We start from the raw sequence: 25,614 nt of genomic DNA on the forward strand, positions 1-25,614 counted from the left end.
TATTATGTCTGGACAAACGACTTCTGAGTATATTGGTCACCATTTGCAATTTTTGAAAACAGGGGATTCCTTTTGGAATGTGCATATTGATACTCTGTTTTTTTCTGTCTTAGCGGCAATTATTTTTCTGGCGGTATTTCGTTCCGTAGCAAAAAAAGCTACTTCGGGTGTTCCGGGTAAATTGCAATGTATGGTCGAAATTTTAGTGGAATGGATTAACGGTATTGTAAAAGAAAACTTCCATGGTCCGCGTAATGTTGTAGCTCCTTTAGCGTTAACCATTTTTTGTTGGGTATTCATTATGAATGCCATTGACTTAATTCCCGTTGATTTTCTTCCACAACTAGCCGGTTTATTCGGTATTCATTATCTCAGAGCCGTGCCTACCGCCGATATAAGCGCAACATTAGGCATGTCTCTATGCGTATTTGCTTTAATCCTTTTCTATACGGTGAAATCAAAAGGCTTTGGCGGATTGGTGAAAGAATATACTCTTCATCCTTTTAATCACTGGTCTTTAATTCCTGTAAATTTCGTGCTTGAATCCGTTACTTTACTGGCTAAACCTATTTCATTGGCATTCCGTTTATTCGGTAATATGTATGCGGGGGAATTAATATTTATTCTTATCGCCGTTATGTATTCCGCCAATGCTGCTATTGCGGCATTAGGTATTCCTTTACATCTTGCCTGGGCTATTTTCCATATTTTAATTGTCACCTTGCAGGCCTTCATCTTTATGATGTTGACCGTGGTGTATTTAAGTATTGCTTATAACAAGGCGGAACATTAATTTTTAACTAACCCCGGCCTTCGGGCTAATTCCTTAACTTAATGGAGAACATTATGGAATCTGTAATTACAGCAACAATCATCGGTGCGTCAATTCTTCTTGCATTCGCTGCACTGGGTACCGCAATCGGTTTTGCTATCTTAGGCGGTAAATTTTTAGAATCTTCAGCTCGTCAACCTGAGCTTGCATCAAGCTTACAAACTAAAATGTTTATCGTTGCGGGTCTTTTGGATGCTATCGCAATGATCGCTGTAGGTATTTCATTATTATTCATTTTTGCAAACCCATTCATCGGTTTATTACAATAATTGTCGATAGGTTTTTAGCTGAATTTGCTCTTTTGAGTAACCGACAATATTAACAGAGGAGGGTGTTGTGAATTTAAATGCAACATTAATTGGTCAACTTATTGCTTTCGCATTATTTACATGGTTTTGCGTAAAATTTGTTTGGCCGCCGATTATTAAGGCTATTGAAGAACGTCAAAGTTCTATTGCTAACGCTTTGGCATCGGCTGAAAAAGCAAAACAAGATCAGGCAGATTATCAAGCCGCAGTTGAGCAGGAAATTCTGGCGGCAAAAGAAGAAGCGCAAAAAATTATTGATTTAGCAAATAAACGTCGTAATGACATTCTTGAAGAAGTAAAAACGGAAGCGGAAAATCTGAAAGCGACCATTATTGCTCAAGGTCATGCGGAAGTGGAAGCGGAACGTAAACGCGTTCAGGAAGAGTTACGCGTGAAAGTTGCGTCACTGGCTATTGCCGGGGCGGAAAAAATTGTTGGTCGTACTGTGGATGAAGCGGCAAACAACGACATTATTGATAAATTAGTTGCAGAACTATAAGAAGGTTGAGCTTATGTCAGAATTAACTACGATAGCTCGCCCTTATGCCAAGGCAGCGTTTGATTTTGCCGTGGAACAATCGGCTACTGATAAAAGTGCGGTAGAAAAATGGACGGAAATGTTGGGTTTTGCGGCACAAGTAGCCGACAATGAGCAAATCCGGGATTTTTTTGCCAATACTTTTTCAGTTCAAAAAGCCGCTGACGCGATGGTTTCAATTTGTGGCGAACAACTTGATCAATACGGGCAAAATCTGATTAGGTTAATGGCTGAAAATAAGCGTTTAACGGTGCTTCCCGCAGTATTTGACGAATTTCAACGTTATGTGGAAGAACATAATGCAACAGCGGAAGTTCAAGTCATCTCGGCGCAACCATTAAATGCAACACAAGAACAAAAAATTGCAGCCGCAATGGAAAAAAGACTTGCTCGTAAAGTTAAATTAAATTGCAGCGTAGATAATTCTCTGCTTGCAGGGGTTATTATTCGTACCGACGATTTTGTGATTGACGGCTCAAGCCGCGGACAACTCAATCGTTTGGCAAACGAGTTGCAATGATAAGAGGAATTCAAAATGCAACTAAATTCAACAGAAATTAGTGAATTGATTAAAAAACGCATTGCCCAGTTTGATGTAGTGAGCGAAGCTCGCAATACCGGGACAATCGTTTCAGTGAGTGACGGAATTATCCGTATTCACGGTTTAAGTGAAGTGATGCAGGGGGAAATGATTGCACTTCCTACCGGTCGTTTTGCGATGGCATTAAACTTAGAGCGTGATTCTGTCGGCGCGGTGGTAATGGGTCCTTATACGGATCTTGCCGAAGGTATGGAAGTACAATGTACGGGCCGTATTCTGGAAGTGCCGGTAGGTCGCGGTTTATTAGGTCGTGTGGTCAATACTCTTGGTCAACCGATTGACGGTAAAGGTGAAATTAAAAATGACGGATTTTCTCCGGTAGAAGTGATTGCGCCCGGTGTTATCGATCGTAAATCGGTAGATCAACCGGTACAAACCGGTTATAAAGCCGTTGACTCTATGGTGCCTATTGGTCGCGGACAACGCGAATTAATTATCGGTGACCGTCAAACCGGTAAAACCGCTCTTGCTATTGATGCAATTATCAACCAACGGGATTCCGGCGTTAAATGTATCTATGTGGCGGTTGGTCAAAAAGCTTCAACTATTGCTAACGTGGTACGTAAATTGGAAGAAAACGGTGCGTTAGCGAACACTATCGTGGTAGCCGCATCGGCATCCGAATCCGCCGCATTACAATATTTAGCGCCGTATGCGGGTTGTGCTATGGGTGAATATTTCCGTGATCGCGGTGAAGACGCTTTAATCGTTTATGACGATTTATCCAAACAAGCGGTTGCTTATCGCCAAATTTCATTATTATTACGTCGTCCGCCGGGTCGTGAAGCTTATCCGGGTGATGTATTCTATTTACACTCGCGTTTACTTGAACGAGCTGCACGGGTTAATGAAGAATATGTTGAAAACTTCACTAAAGGTGAAGTGAAAGGTAAAACCGGTTCTTTAACGGCGTTACCTATCATTGAAACTCAAGCGGGTGACGTTTCGGCATTCGTTCCTACTAACGTGATTTCTATTACCGACGGTCAGATTTTCTTAGAATCCAACCTGTTCAACGCCGGTGTTCGTCCTGCGGTAAACCCGGGTATTTCGGTATCTCGTGTAGGTGGTGCGGCGCAAACTAAAGCGGTGAAAAAATTAGCCGGCGGTATTCGTACTGCGCTTGCTCAATATCGTGAACTGGCTGCCTTTGCTCAATTTGCTTCGGATTTAGATGATGCGACACGCAAACAGTTATCTCACGGTGAAAAAGTGACCGAATTGTTGAAACAGAAACAATATGCGCCGTTATCGGTTGCTGAACAGGCGGTAATTTTATTTGCCGTTGAATTCGGTTATTTAGATGATGTGGAATTGAATAAAATTGCCGATTTTGAGACCGCACTTTTAGATTACGCAAATCGTACTAATACCGAGTTTATGCAAGAGTTAACGAAATCGGGCGATTATAACGATGAAATTAAAAATACGTTAAAAGGTATTTTGGATAATTTCAAAGCGAATAATACCTGGTAATAGTTCGGAGAAAGACAATGGCTAGCGGAAAAGAGATAAAAACCAAAATTGCCAGCGTACAGAGTACGCAGAAAATTACCAAGGCAATGGAAATGGTGGCTACGTCGAAAATGCGTAAAACTCAGGATCGCATGGCAGCCTCTCGGCCTTATTCTGAAACCATCAGAAATGTAATCAGCCACGTGTCTAAAGCGAGTATCGGTTATAAACACCCATTTTTAGTTGAACGCGAAGTGAAAAAAGTGGGTATGCTTGTGATTTCAACGGATCGCGGTATGTGCGGCGGTTTGAATATTAATTTATTTAAAACCGTGTTGAATGAAATCAAAAAATGGAAGGAACAAGGTATTACGGTTGAAGTCGGTGTGATCGGTTCAAAAGGTATTGCTTTCTTCCGTTCTTTAGGTTTAAAAATCAGAGCTCAACATTCGGGAATGGGTGATAATCCATCTGTGGAAGAATTACTTGGTATTGCAAATGATATGTTTGATGCCTATAAAGACGGCAAAATTGACGCCTTGTATTTAGCGCATAATCAGTTTATCAACACAATGTCGCAAAAACCAAGTTTTGCACAGCTTGTACCTTTACCCGAATTGGATACCGATAATCTAGGCGAAAGACAACAGGCTTGGGATTATATTTACGAGCCGGATCCAAAAATGCTGTTAGACAGCTTACTGACTCGTTATTTGGAATCTCAGGTGTATCAATCGGTGGTTGATAATTTAGCTTCGGAACAGGCGGCTCGAATGGTGGCAATGAAAGCGGCAACGGATAATGCGGGTAATTTAATTAATGACCTGCAGTTGGTGTATAACAAAGCCCGTCAAGCAAGTATCACAAATGAATTAAATGAAATTGTTGCGGGCGCCGCAGCAATTTAATGGAGAAAAGCGGTAATGTCAGCAGGAAAAATTGTACAGATTATCGGTGCGGTAATCGACGTTGAATTCCCAGAAAATGCAGTACCAAAAGTTTACGACGCATTAAAAGTTGCGGAAGGCGGTTTAACCCTTGAAGTGCAACAACAATTAGGTGGCGGTATCGTTCGTTGTATCGCAATGGGTTCTTCCGACGGTTTAAAACGCGGTTTAAGTGTCAGTAATACGGGGAAACCTATTTCCGTACCCGTAGGAACTAAAACTTTGGGCCGTATTATGAATGTACTTGGAGAACCGGTAGACGAACAAGGTCCAATCGGCGCAGAAGAAGAATGGGCTATCCATCGTGAAGCGCCAAGTTACGAAGAACAATCAAACAGTACTGAACTTTTGGAAACGGGTATTAAAGTTATCGACTTGATCTGTCCGTTCGCTAAGGGTGGTAAAGTAGGTCTGTTCGGTGGTGCGGGTGTTGGTAAAACAGTTAACATGATGGAATTAATTCGTAACATCGCAATCGAACACTCGGGTTTCTCCGTATTTGCTGGTGTAGGCGAACGTACTCGTGAAGGTAACGACTTCTACCATGAAATGACGGATTCTAACGTATTGGATAAAGTATCACTGGTGTACGGTCAGATGAATGAGCCGCCGGGTAACCGTTTACGCGTGGCTTTAACAGGTTTAACTATGGCGGAAAAATTTCGTGATGAAGGCCGTGACGTATTGTTCTTTGTGGATAATATTTATCGTTATACTCTTGCCGGTACAGAAGTATCCGCATTGTTGGGCCGTATGCCTTCTGCGGTAGGTTATCAGCCGACGTTAGCGGAAGAAATGGGGGTATTACAAGAACGTATTACATCCACCAAAACCGGTTCCATTACTTCTGTGCAGGCGGTTTACGTGCCGGCGGACGACTTAACTGACCCGTCTCCTGCAACAACTTTTGCTCACTTGGACTCAACCGTAGTATTAAGCCGTAATATCGCATCTTTAGGTATTTATCCGGCTGTTGACCCGTTAGATTCCACTTCACGTCAGCTTGATCCGCAAGTAGTTGGTCAAGAACATTACGATGTGGCGCGCGGTGTACAGGGTATTCTACAGCGTTACAAAGAATTGAAAGATATTATTGCGATTCTTGGTATGGACGAGCTTTCGGAAGACGATAAATTAGTGGTAGCGCGTGCGCGTAAAATTGAACGTTTCTTATCACAACCGTTCTTCGTTGCTGAAGTATTTACCGGTTCACCGGGTAAATACGTATCATTGAAAGATACCATTCGCGGTTTTAAAGGTATTCTTGAAGGCGAATACGACCATATTCCGGAACAGGCGTTCTATATGGTAGGTTCAATCGAAGAAGTTGTTGAAAAAGCGAAAAATATGTAATCACTTCAACTGATTACCAGATTGAAGGAGAACACATATGACGACATTTAATTTAACTATCGTAAGTGCGGAGAATAAAATCTTCGAAGGTGCTGTCAAAAGTGTACAGGCAACGGGGATCGAAGGCGAACTAGGTATTTTAGCCGGGCATACTCCATTGCTTACGGCAATCAAACCGGGTATCGTTAAATTTACTTATAACGACGGTATTGAAGAAGTTATTTACGTTTCCGGCGGGTTTTTAGAAATACAGCCGAACGTAGTAACCGTACTTGCCGATGTGGCGATCCGTGGTTCCGATCTCGATCAAGATCGTATTCTTGCAGCGAAGAAAAAAGCGGAAGACAATATCGTGGCGAAATCAGGCGATCTCAACCACGAAATGCTCACTGCAAAACTTTCGAAAGAACTTGCGAAACTGCGTGCTTACGAACTGACCGAAAAATTAGTGAAAAACAAACGCTAATTTTAACCGCACTTAAAGCCGTTCCCAAAAATAGGAACGGCTTTATTTTTAGGCGTTTGTTTTCTATTTTTAACAGGAAATTAATATGCAATACAAAGCCATTTTCAGCGATATAGACGGGACTTTACTGAACAGCCGGCATCAGATTAGTTCAAAAACCGAATCCGCCATTAAATTAGCCGTTAGCAAAGGTATTCCCTTTATCCCTGTTTCCGCTCGTCCGCCTTATGCTATAACCCCTTATACCGAACAGTTACAAACTAACCAAGGAATTATTTGTTACAGCGGCGCGTTGATTTTAGATAAAAATCTGCGGGAACTCTATAGCGTTCAAATAGATCAGGCTGATTTAGCGGTGCTTAATCAAATTCTTGCGGATTATCCGCATCTATCTATAAACCATTACGCCGCTTTAGACTGGTTCTCTAATGATTTGGATAATTATTGGACAAAGCAGGAGGCTGATATTACGGGTTTATTTCCAAAACAAACACCTTCCAACCTCACCAAAGTACATAAAATTTTAGTAATGGGCGAGGCGGATAAAATTAAACCCCTTGAGCAAAAACTTAAACAAAAATTACCGCACTTGAGCATTCATCTTTCTAAACCCGAATATATTGAAATCATGAACAAAGCGGCAACCAAAGCGAAGGCTATCGGTTTTATGGAACGGCATTTACATGTTAGTGCCGATGAAGTAATTGCTTTCGGCGATAACTTCAACGATTTGGATATGCTTGAATACGCGGGTTTAAGTGTTGCTATGGGCAATGCGCCAGACGAAATCAAACAAGTTGCCAAAAAAGTGACGGCAAGTAATGATGAAGACGGAATCGCATTAGTACTAAATGAAATATTTAACCTTTAACTTCTTTTTAAAAAAGAATCTTTATATGTTTTCGAAAATTATCAATACTTTTATTATTTGTTTCACGCTATGCAGTTGTTCTTTGATTAATAATGCGCTGGAAGAAATGCAGAAAAATATTGATAGCAATCAGCAACAAATAAACAGCATGAAAAAAGTGGCGATTATTTATAATGCAAAAGAAATTGAAGCTATTGTTGTAACGCCAGCAAAATATGCGAATAAATCTCCTTTGATCGAATCAATAAAGAAAAATTATGAAATAAAAACGCAAAACTATACGTTACAATTTAATGAAAAAGTAAAAGCCGAACAGGAAAAATCTTCTATCAATCAATATTTTGCTCATGAATTGTCAAAAAAAATAGAACAAGCTGGCTATCAGGTGACTTTAGTTGATAAGGCGGATATGACTAATTTGAATGCATATTTAGCCAAAACGCCAAAAATTGACGGTGTAATTAAGTTAAATATCATGCTTGGTTATACAAGTCCGGATAATTCATTTTTATTTGAACCTTCCACACTTATTAATTATGAAGTCTATAACAAAACCGCTCAACGCTTGAGTCATGGTAAAGTCGGCGCTATCGGCGGCTGGATTAGTGATAAATACATGACTTTTAACGGATTATATGAAGATGCGGACAATGCGCGGGCTAAATTGAAAAAATATTTAATGGACAATTTAGATTCAACCGCTCAAGAAATACTAAAAGTGACAGTATCTAATCTTAATTGATAGTTGATTATGTGATAGTAAAATCACTAAAAGTGCGGTAAATTTTACCGCACTTTTTTATGGTAAGAAATTTATTATGAATCTTAATAACCCAATAAAATCAGGATTTAAATCCGATTTAAAAAAATCTACAGGTAAATCCGCCTTTTATAACAAAAAAAGAAAAAGTGCGGTGAGTTTTAATCAAAATTCTGTAACCAAAAGACAGAAATCTAAACAGCTCGCTTTTTCCGAAACGCAGGTCATTCTGTTTAATAAACCTTTTGATGTATTAACGCAATTTACCGATGAAAACGGGCGAGCCACCTTAAAAGACTTTATTCATATTCCTGATGTTTATGCGGCGGGACGGCTGGATCGCGATAGCGAGGGGTTACTTATTTTAACGAATAACGGTGAAATCCAGCACCGTTTGGCGGATCCTAAATTTAAAATGGAGAAGACTTATTTTGTTCAGGTTGAAGGCGAACCGACGGAAACGGATTTGGCAAAATTACGTCAAGGCGTTGAGCTTAAAGACGGTATGACCCGTCCGGCAAAAGTGCGGTTGATTGCACAACCCGATTTTATTTGGCAACGCACACCGCCTATTCGAGAAAGAAAATCCATTCCTACCAGTTGGCTTGAAATAAAAATTAGTGAGGGCAAAAACCGCCAGGTTCGTCGTATGACTGCCAATATCGGCTTTCCTACACTGCGTTTGATTCGCTATGCCGTAAGTTCATTCACATTGGATAATTTAGCAAACGGAAGTTATCGGCTACTGACCGACAATGAGTTAGAAGGTTTATATAAAACATTAAAATTAACTAAGGAATAATTATGCTGAAACCTCATGTAACAATGGCTTGTATTGTGCATTGCAAAGGTAAGTTTTTGTTTGTGGAAGAAATTGAATATGGCAAACGCACCTTAAATCAACCGGCCGGGCATCTGGAAGAAAACGAAACCATTCTTGAAGGTGCAAGCCGGGAGCTTTATGAAGAAACGGGTATTCGGGCAAAAATGCAGCATTTAGTGAAAATTTATCAATGGCACGCACCGCGCAGCCAAAAGGATTATTTACGTTTTGTTTTTGCGCTAGAATTGGATGATTGGGCTGAAATTACTCCGCATGATTCCGATATTACACAGGGGTTTTGGCTGACTTTAGAAGAATTTAATTATTATATTCGGCAAGAAAACCAATGTGCCCGCAACCCGTTGGTGACAGAGGCCCTTGAAGATTATTTAGCCGGTTCCCGTTATCCTTTGGATATACTGACTTTATTTAATAATTAATAATAAAAAAATAAAAACCCGGCATAAACCGGGTTTTTATTGAATGTTAAATCAGCTTTGTTTCTAATTAACGATAAGGTTGATCTAAAGGCACTTCCGCATCAGGTTCGTGCGTGATACGGTTACGTAAATCGCGACGAATAACCTCAATTGACCAGAACCAGAATACGTGACCGACGATTTCCGACACGTGTTCGAACCATGGCCATTCGGCTACCGGCGGAGTTAAGCCCATTGCCGGGAACACAATGTAGTGAACAACAACACAAGCGATTAAACCTGCACCGATACCTTGCCAGAATTTAATTTTAGGAAATACTTCGGCAACTAAGCAATAACCGATAGCAAATACTAAAGAGAAAGTGATGTGAGTTACGCCAATCCAGTTAAACGCTTGGTCTGCAAACATAAATGCAGGTGCGGTAGGATCGATACCGAAAACATCGCGTAAGAAAACGTGCGGTGGGTTTAAGAATGCACGGGAACATTGTTGTAACGCTTGATCCATTACGATTGCACCGGAATTTAGCGCATCTAAAACAGGTTGCGGACAAGCTGCCGTAAATAAATCAATTGGACTACGTGGTGGGAATGGGTGTTCTGCACCCCATTTTACGAATGCCGAAATTAAACCGCCGATAATACCGGCAAAAATAGCTACGCCATAACGACGACGACCGGGTTGAGTGAATAAGCCTGCCATATTAAGCTCCGAGATTAAGAATTAAATTATTTTCAGCATTGAACTGAAAAATAGGTTTTTATTTATTATACCCGCACAAAAACTGAGTTAATAAATTGTTGTTAATTTTAAGAGTTGACACGTTTTAGTCAAGTTATTTTAGCAGTATTTTAACCTTAAAGTAGTATTTATAAGTCAAAAGCTTCAGTATCTCGCAAAATGTGTATATTACCTTTACGGCGCAAATATCCGCTACGATCAAAATATTCCATCAATTGTACGGCTAATTTGCGTCCTATCTGTAATTCGTCACGTAATTGATTAACGGATACGGCTCCATTTTGTTCGATCATTTGTTTTATTAAACGGGCATAACCGTAAATATGTTCCGTTAAGAAAAAACGATCTTTTACTACCGCCGTTAAAAAACCTAACTTTCCTGCTTTATAAAGGAAATTACGAATAAGAGTTTCATCAAATCCAAGATTTTGAGCAAGGTCACGTACCCAAAGCGGTTGACCTTTTTGTTTTTCAAACTCATCCAGTACTAGTTGCCATAATCCGCGTTCTTCCGTTGAAAATTGGATTTTATGTTCCGCCAAATGCAGCCAACCGCGGGTTTGTTGTAATTTTCCCTGTTCAAGTAATTCATCAATAAAATGATAAATTAATTTTTCCGGTTGGTTCAGAGCCGCAATGCGGTATAACCGGGCTTTTCCCAAACCTAACTGATCTTCGTGTTGATCATGATAAAACGAAAGTGCGGTCAAAATTTTATGATTTTGCCGGTGTTGATAATTTTGATTAAAACACCAATGCTGGAATCTAATATCATTATTTTTATTAATAATTTCATTAAGTTGTAATTCAGTAAGTTGTTCTATCCAGGTAATTGCCCGGGCTTCTACCGCTTTATCCTGCAAATACAGACCAATGCGCTCATCAGCCGAATGAGCCTGGTGTAATTGTGCCAGCCACTGCAGACGTTGTTCCGAACGTTTATGCCGCTTAGGCGAATTAATTTCCAATACTTTACCGCCGCCCACAAGCTGTTTGGCATCTCCGCTACGTAATATTATTCGATCTCCATAAGCTAAAAATAAGGGGTTATCTAAAATTAATTCGGCGAAAGTTTGTTGTCCCGGATAAAGTGCTTTTTCTGTTAATAGGGCTAGTTTGCCTGTTGTACGAGACGCGGCGTGATAAACGTGTACCGGCTGATTTTCCGTTAAGTATGTTTCAGCAGTAAGTTGAATTGTAAAGCGTTCCATCGGCTCAAAGGGGGCTTGCGAAAAAAACCAATCACCCCGTTCAATCTGGGTTCGGTCTAAATCCGCATTAATATTCAATGCTAAACGCTGGCCGGCAAGTCCTTCGGTATTTTGCCGGTTTTGCGCATGAATATTTTTCACCCGTACTTTCCCGCCGTTAGACAGATAAAGCTCGTCATCAATTTTCACTTTACCGCTAAATGCCGTGCCCGTGACCACAGTTCCCGCTCCTTTCACGGTGAAAATACGGTCAATGGCATAACGAAAGGGTTTATCTTTATCCGCAGGATTTGGAAGTGCGGTTAAAAATTCCCGTAATTCCGCTATGCCCCGCCCGTTGACGGCGGAGGTGACAAAAAAGGGGCTTTCTGCTAAAAAAGGGTAATCTGTCAGAATTTTAGCTTTAAGTTCGTCAATTTTAGCTGAACTTGCACGATCGGCTTTGCTGATTACCACTATTATTTTATCAATTTGTAACAAGCGCAAAATGGCTAAATGTTCTTTCGTTTGCGCCTGAATGCCTTCATCCGCCGCCACAATCAACATGGCATAATGGATACCGCCTAACCCAGCCAGCATATTTGCTAAAAACTTTTCATGGCCGGGCACATCAATAAATCCGAGGATTTTATCTCCCACCGGCAAATAGGCATAACCTAAATCGATGGTCATCCCACGTTTTTTTTCCTCGGGCAAATGAGCTGTGTTCGTACCGGTTAAGGCTTGTAAAAGAGCGGTTTTTCCGTGGTCAACATGACCGGATGTGACAATAATCATCTTATTGGTCCTGATTTAGTTCTTCTAGGGTTATAAGCAAGGTTTCAATAGCCGTAACAGAACGCAAATCCAGCCGGATTTTGTTGTTTTCTACCCGTGCTATAATCGGGGTTGAAAGTTTTTTGAAACGGGCTAAAAGTGCGGTCAATTTTTCCGAATTTTTTTCGGCAATAGTCACTGCAATAGAGGGAATTTTTGCCATAGGTTGCGAACCGCTACCTATTTGCGCCGAACTTGATTCGATTTGCAGTAAAAAATCATCTTTCAGTAAATTTTCCAGTTTTGCTTTTAATTGTTCCGCTTGCTGCCTTAATTGTTCGAGCGGTTGCGTAAGTAAACGCAAACTTGTGAGTTTTTCCGTTAATTTTTCCGGTTGCAGATATAAACGCAAAGTGGCTTCCAGAGCAGCCAGAATCACTTTATCGCAACGTAAAACCCGTTTTAACGGATGAGATTGTAACTGTTGAATCAGTTCTTTTTTTCCAACAATAATTCCCGCCTGCGGGCCGCCCAGCAGTTTATCGCCGGAAAAGGAGATTAAATCCGCTCCTTGTACTAATTTTTCCTGCACCGTAGGTTCTTTTGGCAAATCGTAGCGGGATAAATCCGTCAGTGCGCCGCTGCCAAGATCGGTAACCACGGGAATATTGAATTCTTTACCTAATTCCACTAATTCCTGTTCGCTTACTTCGCAGGTAAAACCGCAAATCTGATAGTTACTGCTGTGAACTTTCATTAACAATGCGGTATTTTCATTGATTGCCCGGCGATAATCGTTTAAATGAGTACGGTTTGTAGTGCCGACTTCCACCAGTTTGCAACCCGCCTGCGCCATAATATCGGGAATGCGGAAAGCCCCGCCGATTTCAATTAATTCTCCGCGGGAAATAATCACTTCCTTGCCTTGGGCAAAAGTTGCCAGCATTAACAGCACCGCCGCGGCATTATTATTCACCACACAGGCTGCCTGTGCGCCGGTGAGTTCATGTAATAATTCGCTGACATAATTATCTCGATGGCTGCGTTTGCCCGCCTCTAAATCGTATTCTAACGCCACATTTTGGCGCATAGCGGTCAGCGCCGCCTGTTGTGCGGATTGCGCCCACAAGGCGCGCCCTAAATTAGTATGCAGCACCGTACCCGTCAGGTTATGAACGGATTTTATTTTAACTTGCTGTTGGTTGGCTAAATAGCGGTTAACTTCGGCGATTGTATGGTTAAAGTCCGTGAAAAAGTGCGGTAATTTTTTTTCAATTTTTATTTTTTCACGGGCTTGAGCGAGTAGATGACGGCAACAATTCACTACCGCGCTATGTCCAAATTCAGTTACAAGCTGTTCGCCTTGAGGAGTTTTGAGAATTTTATCCACAGAGGGCAACTGTTGAAAAAGTGCGGTCATTTTTTTTCCTTTTTTGTTTCAGAAACGAATGTTTGTATTTTAAGTTGTATTTTACAATTAAGCTATCCCGGATTTTATTCCTTGAATAATAGAATAATTTAAGCTAAAGTTTTCAACGCAATCCGGAAGGTCGTCGTGTCCGGTGATGCGGCAGGACTTCAAATCCTGTTAGGGCTGCCAGCAGTCCTGGGTGGGTTCGACTCCCATGACCTTCCGCCAATTCTTATTTCTTGTCATTAAATTTTTTTCAAAAAATCAGAATAATTATCATTTTAAATAACTTGTTGATTTTACAGGGTTTCTATATTTTGATATGTATCAAAGCACCGATACTTATTAGGGATTAGACTAAAAAAGATTCTAGTCTGTGTGGGGTGTTATATGGGAAATTCTAATCCTGATTTAAATCGTCGTCGTTTTTTAAAAAACACATCGGCAGTAAGCGTAGGTGTTGCCGCCTCAAGTCTGTCACTTCCTTTTTCTTCAAAAGCCGATACGATTCCTGTTAAAAATATGCAGGATGATAAAGTGGTTTGGTCTTTGTGTTCGGTAAACTGCGGTAGCCGTTGCGCTTTACGTTTGCATATAAGAAATGATGAGGTGTATTGGGTTGAAACGGATAATACGGGGAATGACGAATACGGCGATCATCAGGTGCGGGCTTGTTTGCGGGGGCGTTCAATACGTCATCGCATGAATCATCCTGATCGTTTGAAATATCCGATGAAACGCGTAGGTAAACGTGGGGAAGGAAAATTCCAACGGATTAGTTGGGAAGAAGCGCTGGATACTATCGCCGATAATCTTAAACGAATAGTAAAAGATTACGGTAATGAAGCGGTTTATAACAATTACGCTACAGGTATTGTGGGCGGTAATATGACTCGTTCTTCACCCGTTGCTTCATTATTTACCCGTCTGATGAATTGTTATGGCGGTTCTTTAAGTTTTTACGGTTCATACAGTACAGCTCAAATTTCACGTGCGATGCCCTTTACTTACGGTTCAAATGCGGGCAATAGTACATCGGATATTGCTAATTCCAAGTTAGTTGTGTTTTTTGGTAATAACCCGATGGAAACCCGTATGAGCGGTGCCGGGATTACTTATCATCTGGAACAGGCGCGCGAGCGTTCTAATGCGAAACTGATTGTAATAGATCCTCGTTATACGGATACCGCAGCAGGTCGCGAAGATGAATGGGTACCGATTCGCCCCGGCACGGATGCGGCGTTAGTGGCGGGTATGGCGCATGTGATGATTACGGAAAATCTGGTTGATCAGGCATTTTTAGATAAATATTGCGTAGGTTACGATGAAAAAACTTTACCGGCTTCCGCGCCCGCTAACGGTCATTACAAAGCCTATATTTTAGGGCAAGGCGATGACGGCGTTGAGAAAACACCGGAATGGGCGGCCAAAGTCACAGGTATTCCGGCGGCTAAAATTATTCGTTTAGCCCGGGAAATCGGCACAACCAAACCTTGTTATATTGCTCAAGGTTGGGGTGTTCAGCGTCAATCTAATGGCGAACTGGCTTGCCGCGCAGTGGCAATGTTAGCGATTTTAACCGGCAATGTTGGAATTAGCGGCGGTAATTCCGGTGCCCGTGAAGGTTCTTTCTATCCGCCGATTCAACGTTTGCCGGTATTGGAAAATCCGGTAAAAGCAAAAATTTCCGTTTTTTCCTGGACGGATGCTATTGATCACGGCGCAGAGATGACGGCCTTAAAAGACGGCGTGCAAGGAAAAGATAAGCTGGATGTACCGATTAAATTTATGTGGAATTATGCGGGTAACTGTATCACTAATCAACATAGCGATATTAATCGTACCCATGAAATTCTGCAAGATGACAAAAAATGCGAAATGATCGTAGTGGTTGAAAATTTCATGACGGATTCAGCCAAATATGCGGATATTTTGTTGCCCGATTTAATGACTACGGAGCAGGAAGATATTGTGCCGAATGACTATGCCGGAAATATGGGCTATTTGATTTTTGGTCAGCCGGCCACTTCCGCTAAATTTGAACGTCGCGGTATTTATGACATTTGCTGTGAAATCGCTAAACGTTTAGGGCAAGAGGTTTACGATAAATTCACGGAAGGCGGCAGAACGCAGGAACAATGGTTACAGTTCTTGTATAGCCAAATGCAGGCAAAAGACGCTGACCTGCCAAGCTATGATCAGCTTAAACAAATGGGCGTGTATAAACGTAAAGATCCCGACGGCCATTTTGTAGCTTATAAAGAATTCCGTGAAAATCCGGAAGCTAACCCACTAAAAACACCTTCGGGTAAAATTGAAATTTATTCCGAACGACTTGCGAAAATTGCCTCAACTTGGGAATTAAAAGAAGATGAGGTGATTCATCCGTTACCCATTTATCACAGCGGTTTCAATGGATGGGATGATCCGAAACGGGAAAAATATCCATTCCAATTGGTGAGTTTCCACTATAAGTCCCGTACTCATTCCACTTACGGCAATATTGATATTTTGGAAGCCTCCTGCCCGCAGGAAATGTGGATAAATCCTGTTGATGCACAACGGTTAATGTTAACGGACGGGGAAACGGTTCGTGTATTTAATGAATTAGGCGAAACCCGCATTCCGGTAAAAATCACCCCTCGCATTATGCCGGGCGTATTGGGAATGGGACAGGGCGCATGGCATAAAGCCAATATGCTTGGCGATAAAGTGGATCATAACGGTTGCGTTAATGTTCTCACGACTTTACGCCCGTCCCCGCTGGCAAAAGGGAACCCGCAACATTCTAACCTGGTTCAAGTGGAAAAATTATAGGAGTGAGCTATGAAACAATATGGTTTTTATTTTGATTCGGAACGCTGCACCGGTTGTAAAACTTGCGAATTAGCCTGTAAGGATTATAAAGATTTGGGTACGGAGGTGAATTTCCGCCGTATTTACGAATATGCGGGCGGTAATTGGGTACAAGATAACGAAGGCTGTTTCCGGCAGGATGTGTTTGCTTATTATATGTCTATCTCCTGTAATCATTGTGAGGATCCCGCCTGTACCAAGGTTTGTCCGACAGGCGCTATGCATAAAAACGCTGACGGTTTTGTGGTAGTAAATGAAGAAACCTGTATCGGTTGCCGTTATTGCCACATGGCCTGTCCTTATGACGCACCGCAATATGATGCGCAAAAAGGGCATATGACCAAATGCGACGGCTGTTATTCCCGGGTCAAAGAAGGACAAAAACCGATTTGCGTAGAGGCCTGTCCGCTGCGGGCGTTGGATTTTGCCCCTATCGAAGAATTACGGGCGAAATACGGCGAACAGGCTTCCATTGCGCCATTACCGCCGGCAGAGTTCACTAAACCGAATTTGGTGGTAAAACCGAATAAACATGCCCGCCCAAGCGGCGATACAACGGGTTTCTTAGCAAATCCAAGAGAGGTGTAAAATGAACGGATTACATGAATGGCCTTTAGTGATTTTTACGGTATTGGCGCAAAGTGCGGTGGGGGCATGGCTGATTTTTACCGTTATCTTATGCCGTCAAGGTGATGAACCCCGTGCTTATTGGAATAAAGTTCTGTTTGTACCATTGTTGTTGCTCGGCGCAGGTTTTATTGCTTCCGCTTTACACTTAGGTACTCCGCTGCGAGCATTAAATTCTTTGAATCGCGTGGGTTCCTCCATGCTGAGTAATGAAATTGCCACCGGCGCATTATTCTTTGGCTTGGCCGGTGTTTACTGGTTGTGGGGCTTATTCGGCAAAATGTCTCGCGGTTTAGGAAAAATCTGGTTAATTTTGACCGCACTTGTGGGGTTGGCGTTTATGTATATGATGAATCAGGTTTACCATATCGCTACCGTGCCTACCTGGAATACCCCACTCATCTCCTGGCAGTTTTATTTAACCGTTGTGATTGGCGGCAGTGCCTTGGCTTGTGGGCTATTAGCGAATTTCGGCGATTACCAACCCCGTTATACAGCGGTTCTTTATGTACTTGGTACTTTTTTGGCGGCAATTATTGTGATTTACCAAGGTTTCGGATTAAGTCAAATTCATAGCTCGGCACAACAGGCGGTCGCCCTTGTACCGGATTTTGCCGTAAACCAGGTGATTCGTCTTTGTCTTTTAGCGGCTGCCGGTATGGTACTGCTCAAAAGCAAACAGCCTTTATTGTTAAGCATTGCGGTTATTCTGGCGTTATTTGCGGAAATGATTGGGCGTGAATTATTTTATTCGTTACATATGACGGTAGGCATGGCATAGCAAGTTAAAAACGTGGTAAAAAACACCGCACTTTTATCTTTAAAACAGCAGAAAAGTGCGATGAATTTTAAGGAAATTTTGATGGATAACGCATTACTTCAATGGATATCAACCGGCGGTCGTTTACTTGGCGCGGTTTTTTATTATGAGCCTAAGGATAAGCGGGTTCAGCCCGTTTTAGACTTTTTCCGACAGCCGGATTGGACAAAAGATTGGGCAACATTAGCCAATCCCGCGTTAATTAACGCCTTAATAGAAAAAAGTGCGCAGCAGGATTTATCTCAGGCGTACCAATATTTATTTATCGGCCCGAACGAATTGCCGGCACCGCCTTGGGGATCGGTTTATTTGGATAAAGAATCGGTGATTTTCGGCGACTCTTTATTGGCATTACGTGATTTTTTAACCGTCCATCAAATTGAATTTATCCAGACCCAAAAAGAACCTGAAGATCATCTTGGTTTAATGTTAATGCTCGCCGCTTATTTGGCGGAAAACAAACCCGAATTGTTAGAAGAATTTTTGACCAAGCATCTATTTAGCTGGGTTTATCGTTGCCTGGATTTGATTTTTGCACAAACCGATTATCCTTTTTATCAGGCAATGGCGTTGCTTGCCCGGCAAACCCTAAAAGGTTGGCAACAACAGCTTGATCTTCGGGTTGATCAACCGCAACTTTATCGGTGACCGCCATGCAAGGAAAAAATGAGCAATATTATAAGGCTTATTTAACTTACAACCGTATTTCCCGTCGGGCATTATTGCGGGGCGTTTTTCATCCTGCAAAACAGGCGACACAAATTCGTGAATTCCGTTTAGCACCGCGTCCGCCTTTTGCCGCCGCGGAAGATTTATTCCTTGCCGCCTGTAACGGTTGCGGTGCTTGTGTGGCGGCCTGCCCTTATAATTTAATTCGGATTTCAGGGCAAAAAGCGATGCTGGAACTTGAATATGCCGCTTGCGATTTATGCGGGAAATGTGCGGAAAGTTGTTCGACGCACGCCCTGCATCCCGCCTTTAAAAAAGATACGCAACTCCGACCTCACTTTTCGGAACATTGCTTGCTGAAGCAAAATCAATTTTGCGCTGTGTGTCAGGAAATTTGCCCGCAACAAGCCATTTCCGCCGACTTACAACTGAATCATGAGGTCTGTAACGGCTGCGGAGAATGCAAGTTGGCTTGCTTTGTTTCCGCCATTCAATTAATCTAGCGCCACTGACAGAATTCCGGCGGAGTCTTTTTGTCATATATAGGGCACAGAGAAAATCCTAAAATTTTCACCGCACTTTTATTTAATATTTTCAGAATTTAACGTTTTTTAGAGGAAAACATGGCTGCAGAAGAACAAGCGAAAGAAGTCGCACAGCAGGTTGACGTTGTGGCGGAAACAAGCAAAGTTATTGATAAAGTAAGCAATATGGATTTGAATGCCGTATTGCATGATTGGGTTATTCCTTACGGTACAAAAATTTTATTAGCCATTGTTATTTTCGTTATCGGTAAAATGCTTGCGCGCGGTATCAGTAAGTTATTAGGCAAAGCGGCACTGGCTTCCACCAAAGATGAAATGTTGCAAAGTTTTGTTACCTCAATCAGTTATTTCTTATTCCTATTGATCGTGGTGATTGCTTCCCTTTCTCAATTAGGCATTAATACTAGCTCTTTGGTTGCGTTAATAGGTGCGGCCGGTTTAGCCATCGGTTTGTCATTACAAAATTCATTGCAAAATTTCGCCTCCGGCGTGATGTTATTAATTTTCAAACCGTTCCGCAAAGGCGATTTAATTGAAACCGGCGGTATGACCGGCGTAGTGGAAGAAATGGGCTTATTGGTATTGGAACTTCGCACCGGCGACAATAAAACCGTGTTGATTCCGAACGGTAAAGTTTTCTCCGACAGTATTGTAAATTATTCCGATAATAAGACCCGCCGCATTGATTTTACTTTTGATGTGTCTTATGAATCGAATTTAAAAGAAGCGAAAGACGTTTTGGCGCGCATTCTTGCGGATAATGAGTTAGTGTTGAAACATCCGGCGCCGATTGTCGCGGTTGGTGCATTGGCGGCAAACAGCGTGCAATTGGTGGTTCGTCCCTGGGTGAAGACGGCGGATTACTGGACGGCTTATTGGGGAATTACCGAAAGCGTGAAACTTGAGTTTGATAAAGCGGGAATTGTCATTCCATATAATCAAATGGATATTCATATCAGCGGCAATACCGCGTCTGAATTGAATAAATAGTATAAAAAAGCTGAATATCAATGATATTCAGCTTTCAGGTTATTGACAAAGTCTTTCCTAGGGCGGAATTTATTTCCGCCCTTTATAATAACAGTGATAATTCAATATGTTATGGACAGACACAAAGTCTGTCCATACAAATTTTTAATAAATCTTCAGGTTTGTCAGCAGTCTGCTTTTTAACTTTAACTGTGTTTATTTCGCCGCCACAAAACCTACCGCATTATAAACTTTCTCTAAGGTTTCTTTGGCGCGTGCGCGGGCTTTTTTTGCCCCTTCGGCGGCAATTTTATTCAGTAATTCTTCATTATTGCGGTAATGGGCAAAGCGATCTTGTAATTGCGTTAACATGGCAACGACCTCATCGGCAACCGTCGTTTTTAAATGACCGTACATTTTTCCTTCGAATTCTTTTTCTAACTGCGGAATAGGTTTATCCGTAATGACCGATAAAATTTCAAGCAGGTTAGACACGCCGGCTTTATTTTGCACGTCATATTTAACCAAAGGCGGTTCATCGCCGTCTGTCATCGCGCGTTTAATTTTTTTAGCTACGGATTTCGGATCTTCCAATAAGGTAATAACGTTGTTGCGGTTATCATCGGATTTCGACATTTTTTTAGTCGGTTCCTGCAGCGCCATTACTTTTGCGCCGGCTTTCGGAATAAAAGCCTGAGGCACGGTAAATTGGTTTTCGCCATAAATAGCATTGAATCGTTGCGCGATATCGCGGGTAATTTCCAAATGCTGACGTTGGTCTTCGCCGACCGGTACTTGAGCCGCTTGGTATAACAGAATATCCGCCGCCATTAATACCGGGTAAGTAAATAAACCGACGTTAATGTTTTCCGCATAACGTGCGGATTTATCTTTAAACTGAGTCATGCGGTTCATTTCGCCGAAATAAGTATAACAGTTTAGAACCCAGGCTAGTTGAGTATGTTCCGGTACATGAGATTGAATAAAAATGGTGCTTTTTTCCGGGTCAATACCGCAAGCCAGATAAAGCGCCAGCACATCCAGCGTTGCTTTACGCAATTGTTCCGGATCCTGACGGACGGTGATTGCATGGAGATCCACAATGCAGAATAGGCATTCGTAATCATCTTGCATTTTGACCCATTGACGTAACGCGCCGAGATAGTTACCGATGGTTAATTCACCCGATGGCTGCACGCCGCTTAATACAACTGGTTTAGTCATGTTTTGTTCCTTATAAAACTTTAAAATTTTTTACCGCACTTTTGGCGAATTAGACAATTTTTAATAAATCGGCGAAGTCTTCAAATACCCAGTCCGGGTGGCTGTCTGCAATCGGCATATTATAGTTATAACCGTAAGTTAAACCGACAGCCGTACAACCCGCACTGTGGGCCGCTAAAATATCGTTTCTTGAATCGCCGACAAAAAGAATTTGATGAGGATATAAACCGAATTTGCCGCATAAATAATATAGCGGCGCCGGATGAGGTTTAATTGCGGGTAGAGACTGACCGCCTAAGGTTTCGCTAAAAAGATGATCAATTGCAAAAGCTTTTAAAACAGGTTGCACATGACGGGTGGGTTTATTGGTTACCACCGCCAGAATAAAGCCCTGTTCTTTTAAGGTTTCTAAAGTCTCTTTAACATTTGGATAAAGACGGCTTACATTGCATAAATTTTCGGCGTAATAGAAACTAAAACGCTCTTTAAGTTGCGCCGTTTGTTCGTCGGTCAGGCTTTTGCCGGATTGCTCTTTTGCCCAATCAAGCGCCCGGCCGATTAAAATATCCGCACCGTTACCAATCCAGGTTAATACTAATTCTTCCGGTGCTTGCGGCAATTCAAATTCGGCTAAGGCGGAGTTCACCGATAATGCCAAATCCGGCAAACTGTTAACTAATGTGCCGTCTAAATCGAAACCAATTAATTTAAATTGTGAATTCATTATTTTTCCTATTATTTTTGTACTTTTGTCAGTTCTTGGCGCATTTCATTAATCACTTTTCGGTAATCGGGCTGATCAAAAATTGCCGAGCCGGCAACAAACATATCCGCACCGGCGGCGGCAATTTCCGCAATATTATTGATCTTAACTCCACCGTCTACTTCAAGGCGAATATCGAAACCGCTTTCATCAATACGACGACGCGCTTCCTGGAGCTTTTGCATGGTTGCCGGGATAAAGGATTGACCGCCGAAGCCCGGATTTACCGACATCAATAAGATAACGTCGATTTTATCCATCACATAATCCAAATAGCTTAATGAGGTAGCGGGATTAAATACTAAACCGGCTTTACAACCGCTATTGCGGATTAGCTGCAAGCTGCGGTCTATATGCTCGCTCGCTTCCGGGTGAAAAGTAATATAATCGGCGCCCGCTTTAGCAAAATCCGGGATAAGTCTGTCCACCGGTTTCACCATTAAATGTACGTCAATCGGCGCAGTTATACCGTAATCCCGCAATGCTTTGCATACCGCCGGACCAAAGGTGAGATTCGGCACATAATGATTATCCATTACATCAAAATGAATTACATCCGCGCCTGCTTTGAGCACATTTTCCACGTCTTCGCCAAGGCGTGCTAAATCGGCAGAAAGGATAGAAGGAGCAATTAAATAAGATTTCATGTATTCACCTTTCTTTTAAGTTTGTAAGTGTTGCTTAGGGCTGATTTATTGGAAAAAATTTGTAAGCCTTAGTGTACTACGTAATAACCGTATCAAGGAACAATTTCTTTTTTCTATTTTGTGATTTAGCTCACATTCACTTTTGTTGTACTGCCAAGTTTTCAGAAAAGTGGCAATTAGGTTAATGTTTAACCTGTTTTGAGTCTTTACACTGTTGTTAATTTTAAATAACAGGGTAAAAAAATATGACCATTCTAAATATTGCAGCGGTAGATTTAGGCGCATCAAGTGGTCGAGTGATGTTGGCATCCTATTCTACGGAAAACCATAAAATTTCACTGGAAGAAATCCATCGTTTTAAAAATCAATTTGTCTCGCAAAACGGACATGACTGTTGGGATTTGGCCTATCTGGAAAATGAAATTGTCAACGGATTGCGCAAAATTTCGAATAGCGGCAGAACGCTTCACAGTATCGGAATTGATACCTGGGGAGTGGATTATGTTTTGCTTGATCAAAACGGTGAGGTTGTCGGCCCTACCTATGCCTATCGTGATCACCGTACCGACGGGGTGATGCAAAAGGTTCAGGCGGAATTAGGTAAAGAAGTCATTTACCGTAAAACCGGGATTCAGTTTTTAACCTTCAATACGCTTTATCAGCTTAAAGCCATGACGGACGAAAATCCCGCTTGGCTTTCGCAGGTGAAAGATTTTGTGATGATTCCCGACTATCTGAATTATCGCTTGACCGGCGTGATTAACCGCGAATATACCAATGCCACCACCACCCAGTTAGTTAATGTGAATATTGACAGTTGGGATACCGCACTTTTGGATTATCTCGGCTTGCCGGCAAGCTGGTTTGGTCGCATTCGTCATCCCGGCCATCAAGTGGGATTATGGGAAAACCGGGTTCCCGTTATGTCCGTAGCAAGTCACGACACCGCAAGTGCGGTCATTTCTGCGCCGCTTTCCGATGAAAACGCCGCATATCTTTGTTCCGGTACCTGGTCGTTAATGGGGTTAGACACCACCACGCCATGTACCGATGAGCACGCAATGAATGCCAATATTACCAACGAAGGCGGTATTGACGGGCATTATCGGGTGTTAAAAAACATTATGGGATTATGGTTGTTTAACCGCCTTTGCACGGAACGCGATGTAACCGATATTCCGGCGCTGGTAAAACAAGCTGAGGCAGAACTTCCGTTTCAAAGTCTGATTAATCCTAATGCCGAATGTTTCTTAAATCCGTCGTCTATGGTTGAGGCAATTCAGCAATATTGTCGCGAACACAATCAAGTGATACCGAAAACCACAGCTCAACTTGCTCGTTGCATTTTTGACAGCCTCGCCATGCTATACCGCAAAGTGGCGTTAGAACTTGCCGGATTACAAGGCAAACCAATCAGTGCATTACATATTGTAGGTGGTGGCAGCCAGAATGCATTTTTAAACCAGCTATGCGCCGATCTTTGCGGTATTGATGTGTTTGCGGGACCGGTGGAGGCGTCGGTGCTGGGAAATGTGGGTTGCCAGCTAATGGCGTTAGATCAAATCCATAATGCCGCAGAGTTTCGTCAGTTAGTGGTGAAAAATTTTCCGTTAAAACAGTTCAAAAAACGACCGCACTTTATGCCGGCTTCAGACTTTGAAGAAAAATGGCGTGAGTTTTGCGCGTTAAATTAATTGAAATCAATAAGAGGATTTTATTATGAGTACAGTACAACAAGCTTATGAATTAGCTAAAAAACAATTTGCCGATATTGGGGTGGATACCGAGCAAGCATTGGCGCTACTTGATCAATTGCCTATTTCCATGCACTGCTGGCAAGGGGACGACGTGTCGGGTTTCGAGCAAGGTGCGGGAGCATTAAGCGGCGGTATTCAGACCACTGGGAACTATCCGGGCAAGGCCCGTACGCCGCAAGAATTGCGGGCGGATTTGGATAAAGCCGTTTCTTTAATTCCCGGTAAAAAACGGTTGAATTTACACGCTTCTTATTTGGAAGCGGATCATCGGGTGGATCGCAACGAAGTAAAACCCGAGCATTTTGCTAACTGGGTGGCATGGGCGAAAGCTAATAATATGGGATTGGATTTCAACCCTACCTATTTCAGCCATCCTTTAAGTGCGGAGGCGACATTAAGCCATCAAAATAAAGAAATCCGCGACTTCTGGATCGAACACGGGAAAGCCTGTCGCAAAATTTCCGAATATTTCGGTAAAGAACTCGGTACGGCTTCCGTCATGAATATCTGGATTCCGGACGGTAGCAAAGATTTGGTGGTGGATAAATTTGCACCCCGTCAACGCTTGGTTGAAGCTTTAGATGAAATCATTGCAGAGAAAATCGATGCGAAATATCACTTGGATGCGGTGGAAAGCAAACTATTCGGTATCGGGGTGGAATCTTATACCGTCGGATCCAATGAATTTTATGCAGCTTATGCGGTGTCGCGCGGCACGGCGCTTTGCCTGGATGCAGGGCATTTTCACCCGACAGAGGTGATTTCCGACAAAATTTCCGCGGTTATGCCTTTTGTGCAACATTTGCTTTTACACGTCAGCCGCCCGGTACGTTGGGACAGTGACCACGTGGTGCTGCTTGACGACGAAACACAAGCCATTGCCGGAGAAATTATCCGTAATCAATTATTTGACCGCGTGCATATCGGTTTAGATTTCTTCGATGCCTCAATTAACCGTATCGCTGCCTGGGTAATCGGAATGCGCAATATGCAAAAAGCTTTATTAAGAGCATTACTGGAACCTACCGACGAATTACGTGCGCTGGAAAACGCTCGTGATTTCGGCAGCCGTTTAGCTTTACTGGAAGAACAAAAATCCCTTCCGTGGCAGGCTGTGTGGGATATGTATTGCGAACGTCACAACGTGCCGGTCGGTCGTCGTTGGTTAGACGAAGTCCGCGCTTATGAAAAAACCGTATTAAGTCAACGTGTGTAAGGAGTAA

At 42.3% G+C, this 25,614-nt stretch carries 26 protein-coding genes and 1 tRNA gene; 21 read left to right on the plus strand and 6 right to left on the minus strand.

The genetic code is table 11. The features are described 5' to 3' along the window. Window positions 1-4 precede the first annotated feature (4 nt). The 12 genes from atpB to A4G13_RS08700 all read left to right on the plus strand — a co-directional run bounded on the left by atpB (window position 5) and on the right by A4G13_RS08700 (window position 9,394). Window positions 5-793, plus strand: coding sequence for a F0F1 ATP synthase subunit A (gene atpB / locus A4G13_RS08645; protein ID WP_011201497.1), 789 nt, complete (start codon window positions 5-7; stop codon window positions 791-793). Window positions 794-846: 53 nt separating this feature from the next. Beyond that, window positions 847-1,101: a F0F1 ATP synthase subunit C gene (atpE, locus tag A4G13_RS08650; RefSeq protein ID WP_011201496.1), complete on the plus strand. Its 255-nt coding sequence runs from the start codon at window positions 847-849 to the stop codon at window positions 1,099-1,101. A gap of 67 nt (window positions 1,102-1,168) precedes the next feature. Then, the gene (gene atpF, locus A4G13_RS08655) at window positions 1,169-1,639 is read left to right on the plus strand and encodes a F0F1 ATP synthase subunit B (protein ID WP_090656081.1); all 471 of its coding nucleotides are present in this window, start codon (window positions 1,169-1,171) and stop codon (window positions 1,637-1,639) included. 13 nt (window positions 1,640-1,652) lie between these two features. Then, window positions 1,653-2,198 (plus strand): F0F1 ATP synthase subunit delta, encoded by a 546-nt coding sequence (gene atpH, locus A4G13_RS08660; protein ID WP_011201494.1) that lies wholly within the window; start codon window positions 1,653-1,655, stop codon window positions 2,196-2,198. 15 nt (window positions 2,199-2,213) lie between these two features. Beyond that, on the plus strand, window positions 2,214-3,755 hold the full coding sequence (atpA, locus tag A4G13_RS08665; protein WP_011201493.1) for a F0F1 ATP synthase subunit alpha: 1,542 nt from the start codon (window positions 2,214-2,216) through the stop codon (window positions 3,753-3,755). A 17-nt stretch (window positions 3,756-3,772) separates the two neighbouring features. Beyond that, window positions 3,773-4,642 carry a F0F1 ATP synthase subunit gamma gene (gene atpG, locus A4G13_RS08670; protein ID WP_011201492.1) on the plus strand — a complete coding sequence of 290 codons (870 nt, stop codon included), beginning with the start codon at window positions 3,773-3,775 and terminating at the stop codon, window positions 4,640-4,642. Window positions 4,643-4,657: 15 nt separating this feature from the next. Beyond that, on the plus strand, window positions 4,658-6,034 hold the full coding sequence (gene atpD, locus A4G13_RS08675; protein WP_011201491.1) for a F0F1 ATP synthase subunit beta: 1,377 nt from the start codon (window positions 4,658-4,660) through the stop codon (window positions 6,032-6,034). A 37-nt stretch (window positions 6,035-6,071) separates the two neighbouring features. After that, window positions 6,072-6,500, plus strand: a complete 429-nt coding sequence (locus A4G13_RS08680) for a F0F1 ATP synthase subunit epsilon (RefSeq protein ID WP_090656077.1) — start codon at window positions 6,072-6,074, stop codon at window positions 6,498-6,500. Window positions 6,501-6,585: 85 nt separating this feature from the next. Then, on the plus strand, window positions 6,586-7,371 hold the full coding sequence (locus tag A4G13_RS08685; RefSeq protein ID WP_090656074.1) for a Cof-type HAD-IIB family hydrolase: 786 nt from the start codon (window positions 6,586-6,588) through the stop codon (window positions 7,369-7,371). A gap of 25 nt (window positions 7,372-7,396) precedes the next feature. Further along, window positions 7,397-8,113, plus strand: coding sequence for a hypothetical protein (locus tag A4G13_RS08690; protein WP_165898032.1), 717 nt, complete (start codon window positions 7,397-7,399; stop codon window positions 8,111-8,113). 76 nt (window positions 8,114-8,189) lie between these two features. Further along, window positions 8,190-8,933 (plus strand): rRNA large subunit pseudouridine synthase E, encoded by a 744-nt coding sequence (locus A4G13_RS08695; RefSeq protein WP_090656068.1) that lies wholly within the window; start codon window positions 8,190-8,192, stop codon window positions 8,931-8,933. 2 nt (window positions 8,934-8,935) lie between these two features. Continuing rightward, the gene (locus A4G13_RS08700) at window positions 8,936-9,394 is read left to right on the plus strand and encodes an NUDIX hydrolase (protein ID WP_011201486.1); all 459 of its coding nucleotides are present in this window, start codon (window positions 8,936-8,938) and stop codon (window positions 9,392-9,394) included. Between the two features lie 67 nt (window positions 9,395-9,461). Here A4G13_RS08700 and A4G13_RS08705 read toward each other — a convergent pair whose 3' ends face one another. The 3 genes from A4G13_RS08705 to selA all read right to left on the minus strand — a co-directional run bounded on the left by A4G13_RS08705 (window position 9,462) and on the right by selA (window position 13,523). Then, complete coding sequence (locus tag A4G13_RS08705; RefSeq protein ID WP_011201485.1) at window positions 9,462-10,097, minus strand: YagU family protein; 636 nt, start codon at window positions 10,095-10,097, stop codon at window positions 9,462-9,464. A gap of 167 nt (window positions 10,098-10,264) precedes the next feature. Then, the gene (gene selB, locus A4G13_RS08710; RefSeq protein WP_090656066.1) at window positions 10,265-12,124 is read right to left on the minus strand and encodes a selenocysteine-specific translation elongation factor; all 1,860 of its coding nucleotides are present in this window, start codon (window positions 12,122-12,124) and stop codon (window positions 10,265-10,267) included. Window position 12,125: 1 nt separating this feature from the next. After that, window positions 12,126-13,523, minus strand: coding sequence for an L-seryl-tRNA(Sec) selenium transferase (gene selA / locus A4G13_RS08715; protein ID WP_090656063.1), 1,398 nt, complete (start codon window positions 13,521-13,523; stop codon window positions 12,126-12,128). Between the two features lie 124 nt (window positions 13,524-13,647). Here selA and A4G13_RS08720 point away from each other — a divergent pair. The 7 genes from A4G13_RS08720 to A4G13_RS08750 all read left to right on the plus strand — a co-directional run bounded on the left by A4G13_RS08720 (window position 13,648) and on the right by A4G13_RS08750 (window position 20,021). Then, window positions 13,648-13,742 (plus strand) — tRNA-Sec (locus tag A4G13_RS08720). A gap of 162 nt (window positions 13,743-13,904) precedes the next feature. Continuing rightward, on the plus strand, window positions 13,905-16,331 hold the full coding sequence (locus A4G13_RS08725; RefSeq protein ID WP_090656061.1) for a DmsA/YnfE/YnfF family dimethyl sulfoxide reductase: 2,427 nt from the start codon (window positions 13,905-13,907) through the stop codon (window positions 16,329-16,331). Between the two features lie 9 nt (window positions 16,332-16,340). Then, the gene (locus A4G13_RS08730; protein ID WP_090656058.1) at window positions 16,341-16,958 is read left to right on the plus strand and encodes a DMSO/selenate family reductase complex B subunit; all 618 of its coding nucleotides are present in this window, start codon (window positions 16,341-16,343) and stop codon (window positions 16,956-16,958) included. A 1-nt stretch (window position 16,959) separates the two neighbouring features. Then, window positions 16,960-17,778, plus strand: coding sequence for a DmsC/YnfH family molybdoenzyme membrane anchor subunit (locus tag A4G13_RS08735; RefSeq protein ID WP_090656056.1), 819 nt, complete (start codon window positions 16,960-16,962; stop codon window positions 17,776-17,778). Window positions 17,779-17,859: 81 nt separating this feature from the next. Beyond that, the gene (dmsD, locus tag A4G13_RS08740; RefSeq protein WP_090656141.1) at window positions 17,860-18,465 is read left to right on the plus strand and encodes a Tat proofreading chaperone DmsD; all 606 of its coding nucleotides are present in this window, start codon (window positions 17,860-17,862) and stop codon (window positions 18,463-18,465) included. Window positions 18,466-18,470: 5 nt separating this feature from the next. After that, the gene (gene napF / locus A4G13_RS08745; RefSeq protein ID WP_090656053.1) at window positions 18,471-18,989 is read left to right on the plus strand and encodes a ferredoxin-type protein NapF; all 519 of its coding nucleotides are present in this window, start codon (window positions 18,471-18,473) and stop codon (window positions 18,987-18,989) included. A gap of 120 nt (window positions 18,990-19,109) precedes the next feature. Further along, on the plus strand, window positions 19,110-20,021 hold the full coding sequence (locus tag A4G13_RS08750) for a mechanosensitive ion channel family protein (protein WP_090656050.1): 912 nt from the start codon (window positions 19,110-19,112) through the stop codon (window positions 20,019-20,021). A gap of 195 nt (window positions 20,022-20,216) precedes the next feature. Here the strand turns inward: A4G13_RS08750 and trpS are convergent, their stop codons facing one another. The 3 genes from trpS to rpe are packed head-to-tail and all read right to left on the minus strand — an operon-like array spanning window position 20,217 to window position 22,634. Then, complete coding sequence (trpS, locus tag A4G13_RS08755; RefSeq protein WP_090656047.1) at window positions 20,217-21,224, minus strand: tryptophan--tRNA ligase; 1,008 nt, start codon at window positions 21,222-21,224, stop codon at window positions 20,217-20,219. A gap of 49 nt (window positions 21,225-21,273) precedes the next feature. After that, on the minus strand, window positions 21,274-21,948 hold the full coding sequence (locus A4G13_RS08760; RefSeq protein WP_090656044.1) for a phosphoglycolate phosphatase: 675 nt from the start codon (window positions 21,946-21,948) through the stop codon (window positions 21,274-21,276). Window positions 21,949-21,959: 11 nt separating this feature from the next. After that, window positions 21,960-22,634 (minus strand): ribulose-phosphate 3-epimerase, encoded by a 675-nt coding sequence (rpe, locus tag A4G13_RS08765; RefSeq protein ID WP_090656041.1) that lies wholly within the window; start codon window positions 22,632-22,634, stop codon window positions 21,960-21,962. Between the two features lie 245 nt (window positions 22,635-22,879). Here rpe and rhaB point away from each other — a divergent pair, with 245 nt between their 5' ends. Together rhaB and A4G13_RS08775 are read left to right on the plus strand one after the other, a co-directional pair. Beyond that, a complete protein-coding gene (gene rhaB / locus A4G13_RS08770) occupies window positions 22,880-24,328 on the plus strand; it encodes a rhamnulokinase (RefSeq protein ID WP_090656038.1) in 1,449 nt (482 codons plus the stop codon). 25 nt (window positions 24,329-24,353) lie between these two features. After that, window positions 24,354-25,607 (plus strand): L-rhamnose isomerase, encoded by a 1,254-nt coding sequence (locus A4G13_RS08775; RefSeq protein ID WP_090656037.1) that lies wholly within the window; start codon window positions 24,354-24,356, stop codon window positions 25,605-25,607. Window positions 25,608-25,614: the final 7 nt, after the last annotated feature.

It is taken from the genome of Basfia succiniciproducens (genome assembly GCF_011455875.1).
GTDB lineage: Bacteria > Pseudomonadota > Gammaproteobacteria > Enterobacterales > Pasteurellaceae > Basfia > Basfia succiniciproducens.

Bases quoted from the DNA above. Each gene is read 5' to 3' on its own strand.
- napF (WP_090656053.1), top strand. From the start codon at position 18,471: ATGCAAGGAAAAAATGAGCAATATTATAAGGCTTATTTAACTTACAAC.
- atpG (WP_011201492.1), top strand. From the start codon at position 3,773: ATGGCTAGCGGAAAAGAGATAAAAACCAAAATTGCCAGCGTACAGAGT.
- A4G13_RS08695 (WP_090656068.1), top strand. From the start codon at position 8,190: ATGAATCTTAATAACCCAATAAAATCAGGATTTAAATCCGATTTAAAA.
- A4G13_RS08705 (WP_011201485.1), bottom strand. From the start codon at position 10,097: ATGGCAGGCTTATTCACTCAACCCGGTCGTCGTCGTTATGGCGTAGCT.
- selA (WP_090656063.1), bottom strand. From the start codon at position 13,523: ATGACCGCACTTTTTCAACAGTTGCCCTCTGTGGATAAAATTCTCAAA.
- A4G13_RS08680 (WP_090656077.1), top strand. From the start codon at position 6,072: ATGACGACATTTAATTTAACTATCGTAAGTGCGGAGAATAAAATCTTC.
- atpH (WP_011201494.1), top strand. From the start codon at position 1,653: ATGTCAGAATTAACTACGATAGCTCGCCCTTATGCCAAGGCAGCGTTT.
- atpD (WP_011201491.1), top strand. From the start codon at position 4,658: ATGTCAGCAGGAAAAATTGTACAGATTATCGGTGCGGTAATCGACGTT.
- A4G13_RS08735 (WP_090656056.1), top strand. From the start codon at position 16,960: ATGAACGGATTACATGAATGGCCTTTAGTGATTTTTACGGTATTGGCG.
- dmsD (WP_090656141.1), top strand. From the start codon at position 17,860: ATGGATAACGCATTACTTCAATGGATATCAACCGGCGGTCGTTTACTT.
- A4G13_RS08750 (WP_090656050.1), top strand. From the start codon at position 19,110: ATGGCTGCAGAAGAACAAGCGAAAGAAGTCGCACAGCAGGTTGACGTT.
- selB (WP_090656066.1), bottom strand. From the start codon at position 12,124: ATGATTATTGTCACATCCGGTCATGTTGACCACGGAAAAACCGCTCTT.
- A4G13_RS08775 (WP_090656037.1), top strand. From the start codon at position 24,354: ATGAGTACAGTACAACAAGCTTATGAATTAGCTAAAAAACAATTTGCC.
- atpE (WP_011201496.1), top strand. From the start codon at position 847: ATGGAATCTGTAATTACAGCAACAATCATCGGTGCGTCAATTCTTCTT.
- A4G13_RS08690 (WP_165898032.1), top strand. From the start codon at position 7,397: ATGTTTTCGAAAATTATCAATACTTTTATTATTTGTTTCACGCTATGC.
- A4G13_RS08700 (WP_011201486.1), top strand. From the start codon at position 8,936: ATGCTGAAACCTCATGTAACAATGGCTTGTATTGTGCATTGCAAAGGT.
- rhaB (WP_090656038.1), top strand. From the start codon at position 22,880: ATGACCATTCTAAATATTGCAGCGGTAGATTTAGGCGCATCAAGTGGT.
- A4G13_RS08760 (WP_090656044.1), bottom strand. From the start codon at position 21,948: ATGAATTCACAATTTAAATTAATTGGTTTCGATTTAGACGGCACATTA.
- A4G13_RS08725 (WP_090656061.1), top strand. From the start codon at position 13,905: ATGGGAAATTCTAATCCTGATTTAAATCGTCGTCGTTTTTTAAAAAAC.
- trpS (WP_090656047.1), bottom strand. From the start codon at position 21,224: ATGACTAAACCAGTTGTATTAAGCGGCGTGCAGCCATCGGGTGAATTA.
- atpA (WP_011201493.1), top strand. From the start codon at position 2,214: ATGCAACTAAATTCAACAGAAATTAGTGAATTGATTAAAAAACGCATT.
- rpe (WP_090656041.1), bottom strand. From the start codon at position 22,634: ATGAAATCTTATTTAATTGCTCCTTCTATCCTTTCTGCCGATTTAGCA.
- A4G13_RS08730 (WP_090656058.1), top strand. From the start codon at position 16,341: ATGAAACAATATGGTTTTTATTTTGATTCGGAACGCTGCACCGGTTGT.
- atpB (WP_011201497.1), top strand. From the start codon at position 5: ATGTCTGGACAAACGACTTCTGAGTATATTGGTCACCATTTGCAATTT.
- A4G13_RS08685 (WP_090656074.1), top strand. From the start codon at position 6,586: ATGCAATACAAAGCCATTTTCAGCGATATAGACGGGACTTTACTGAAC.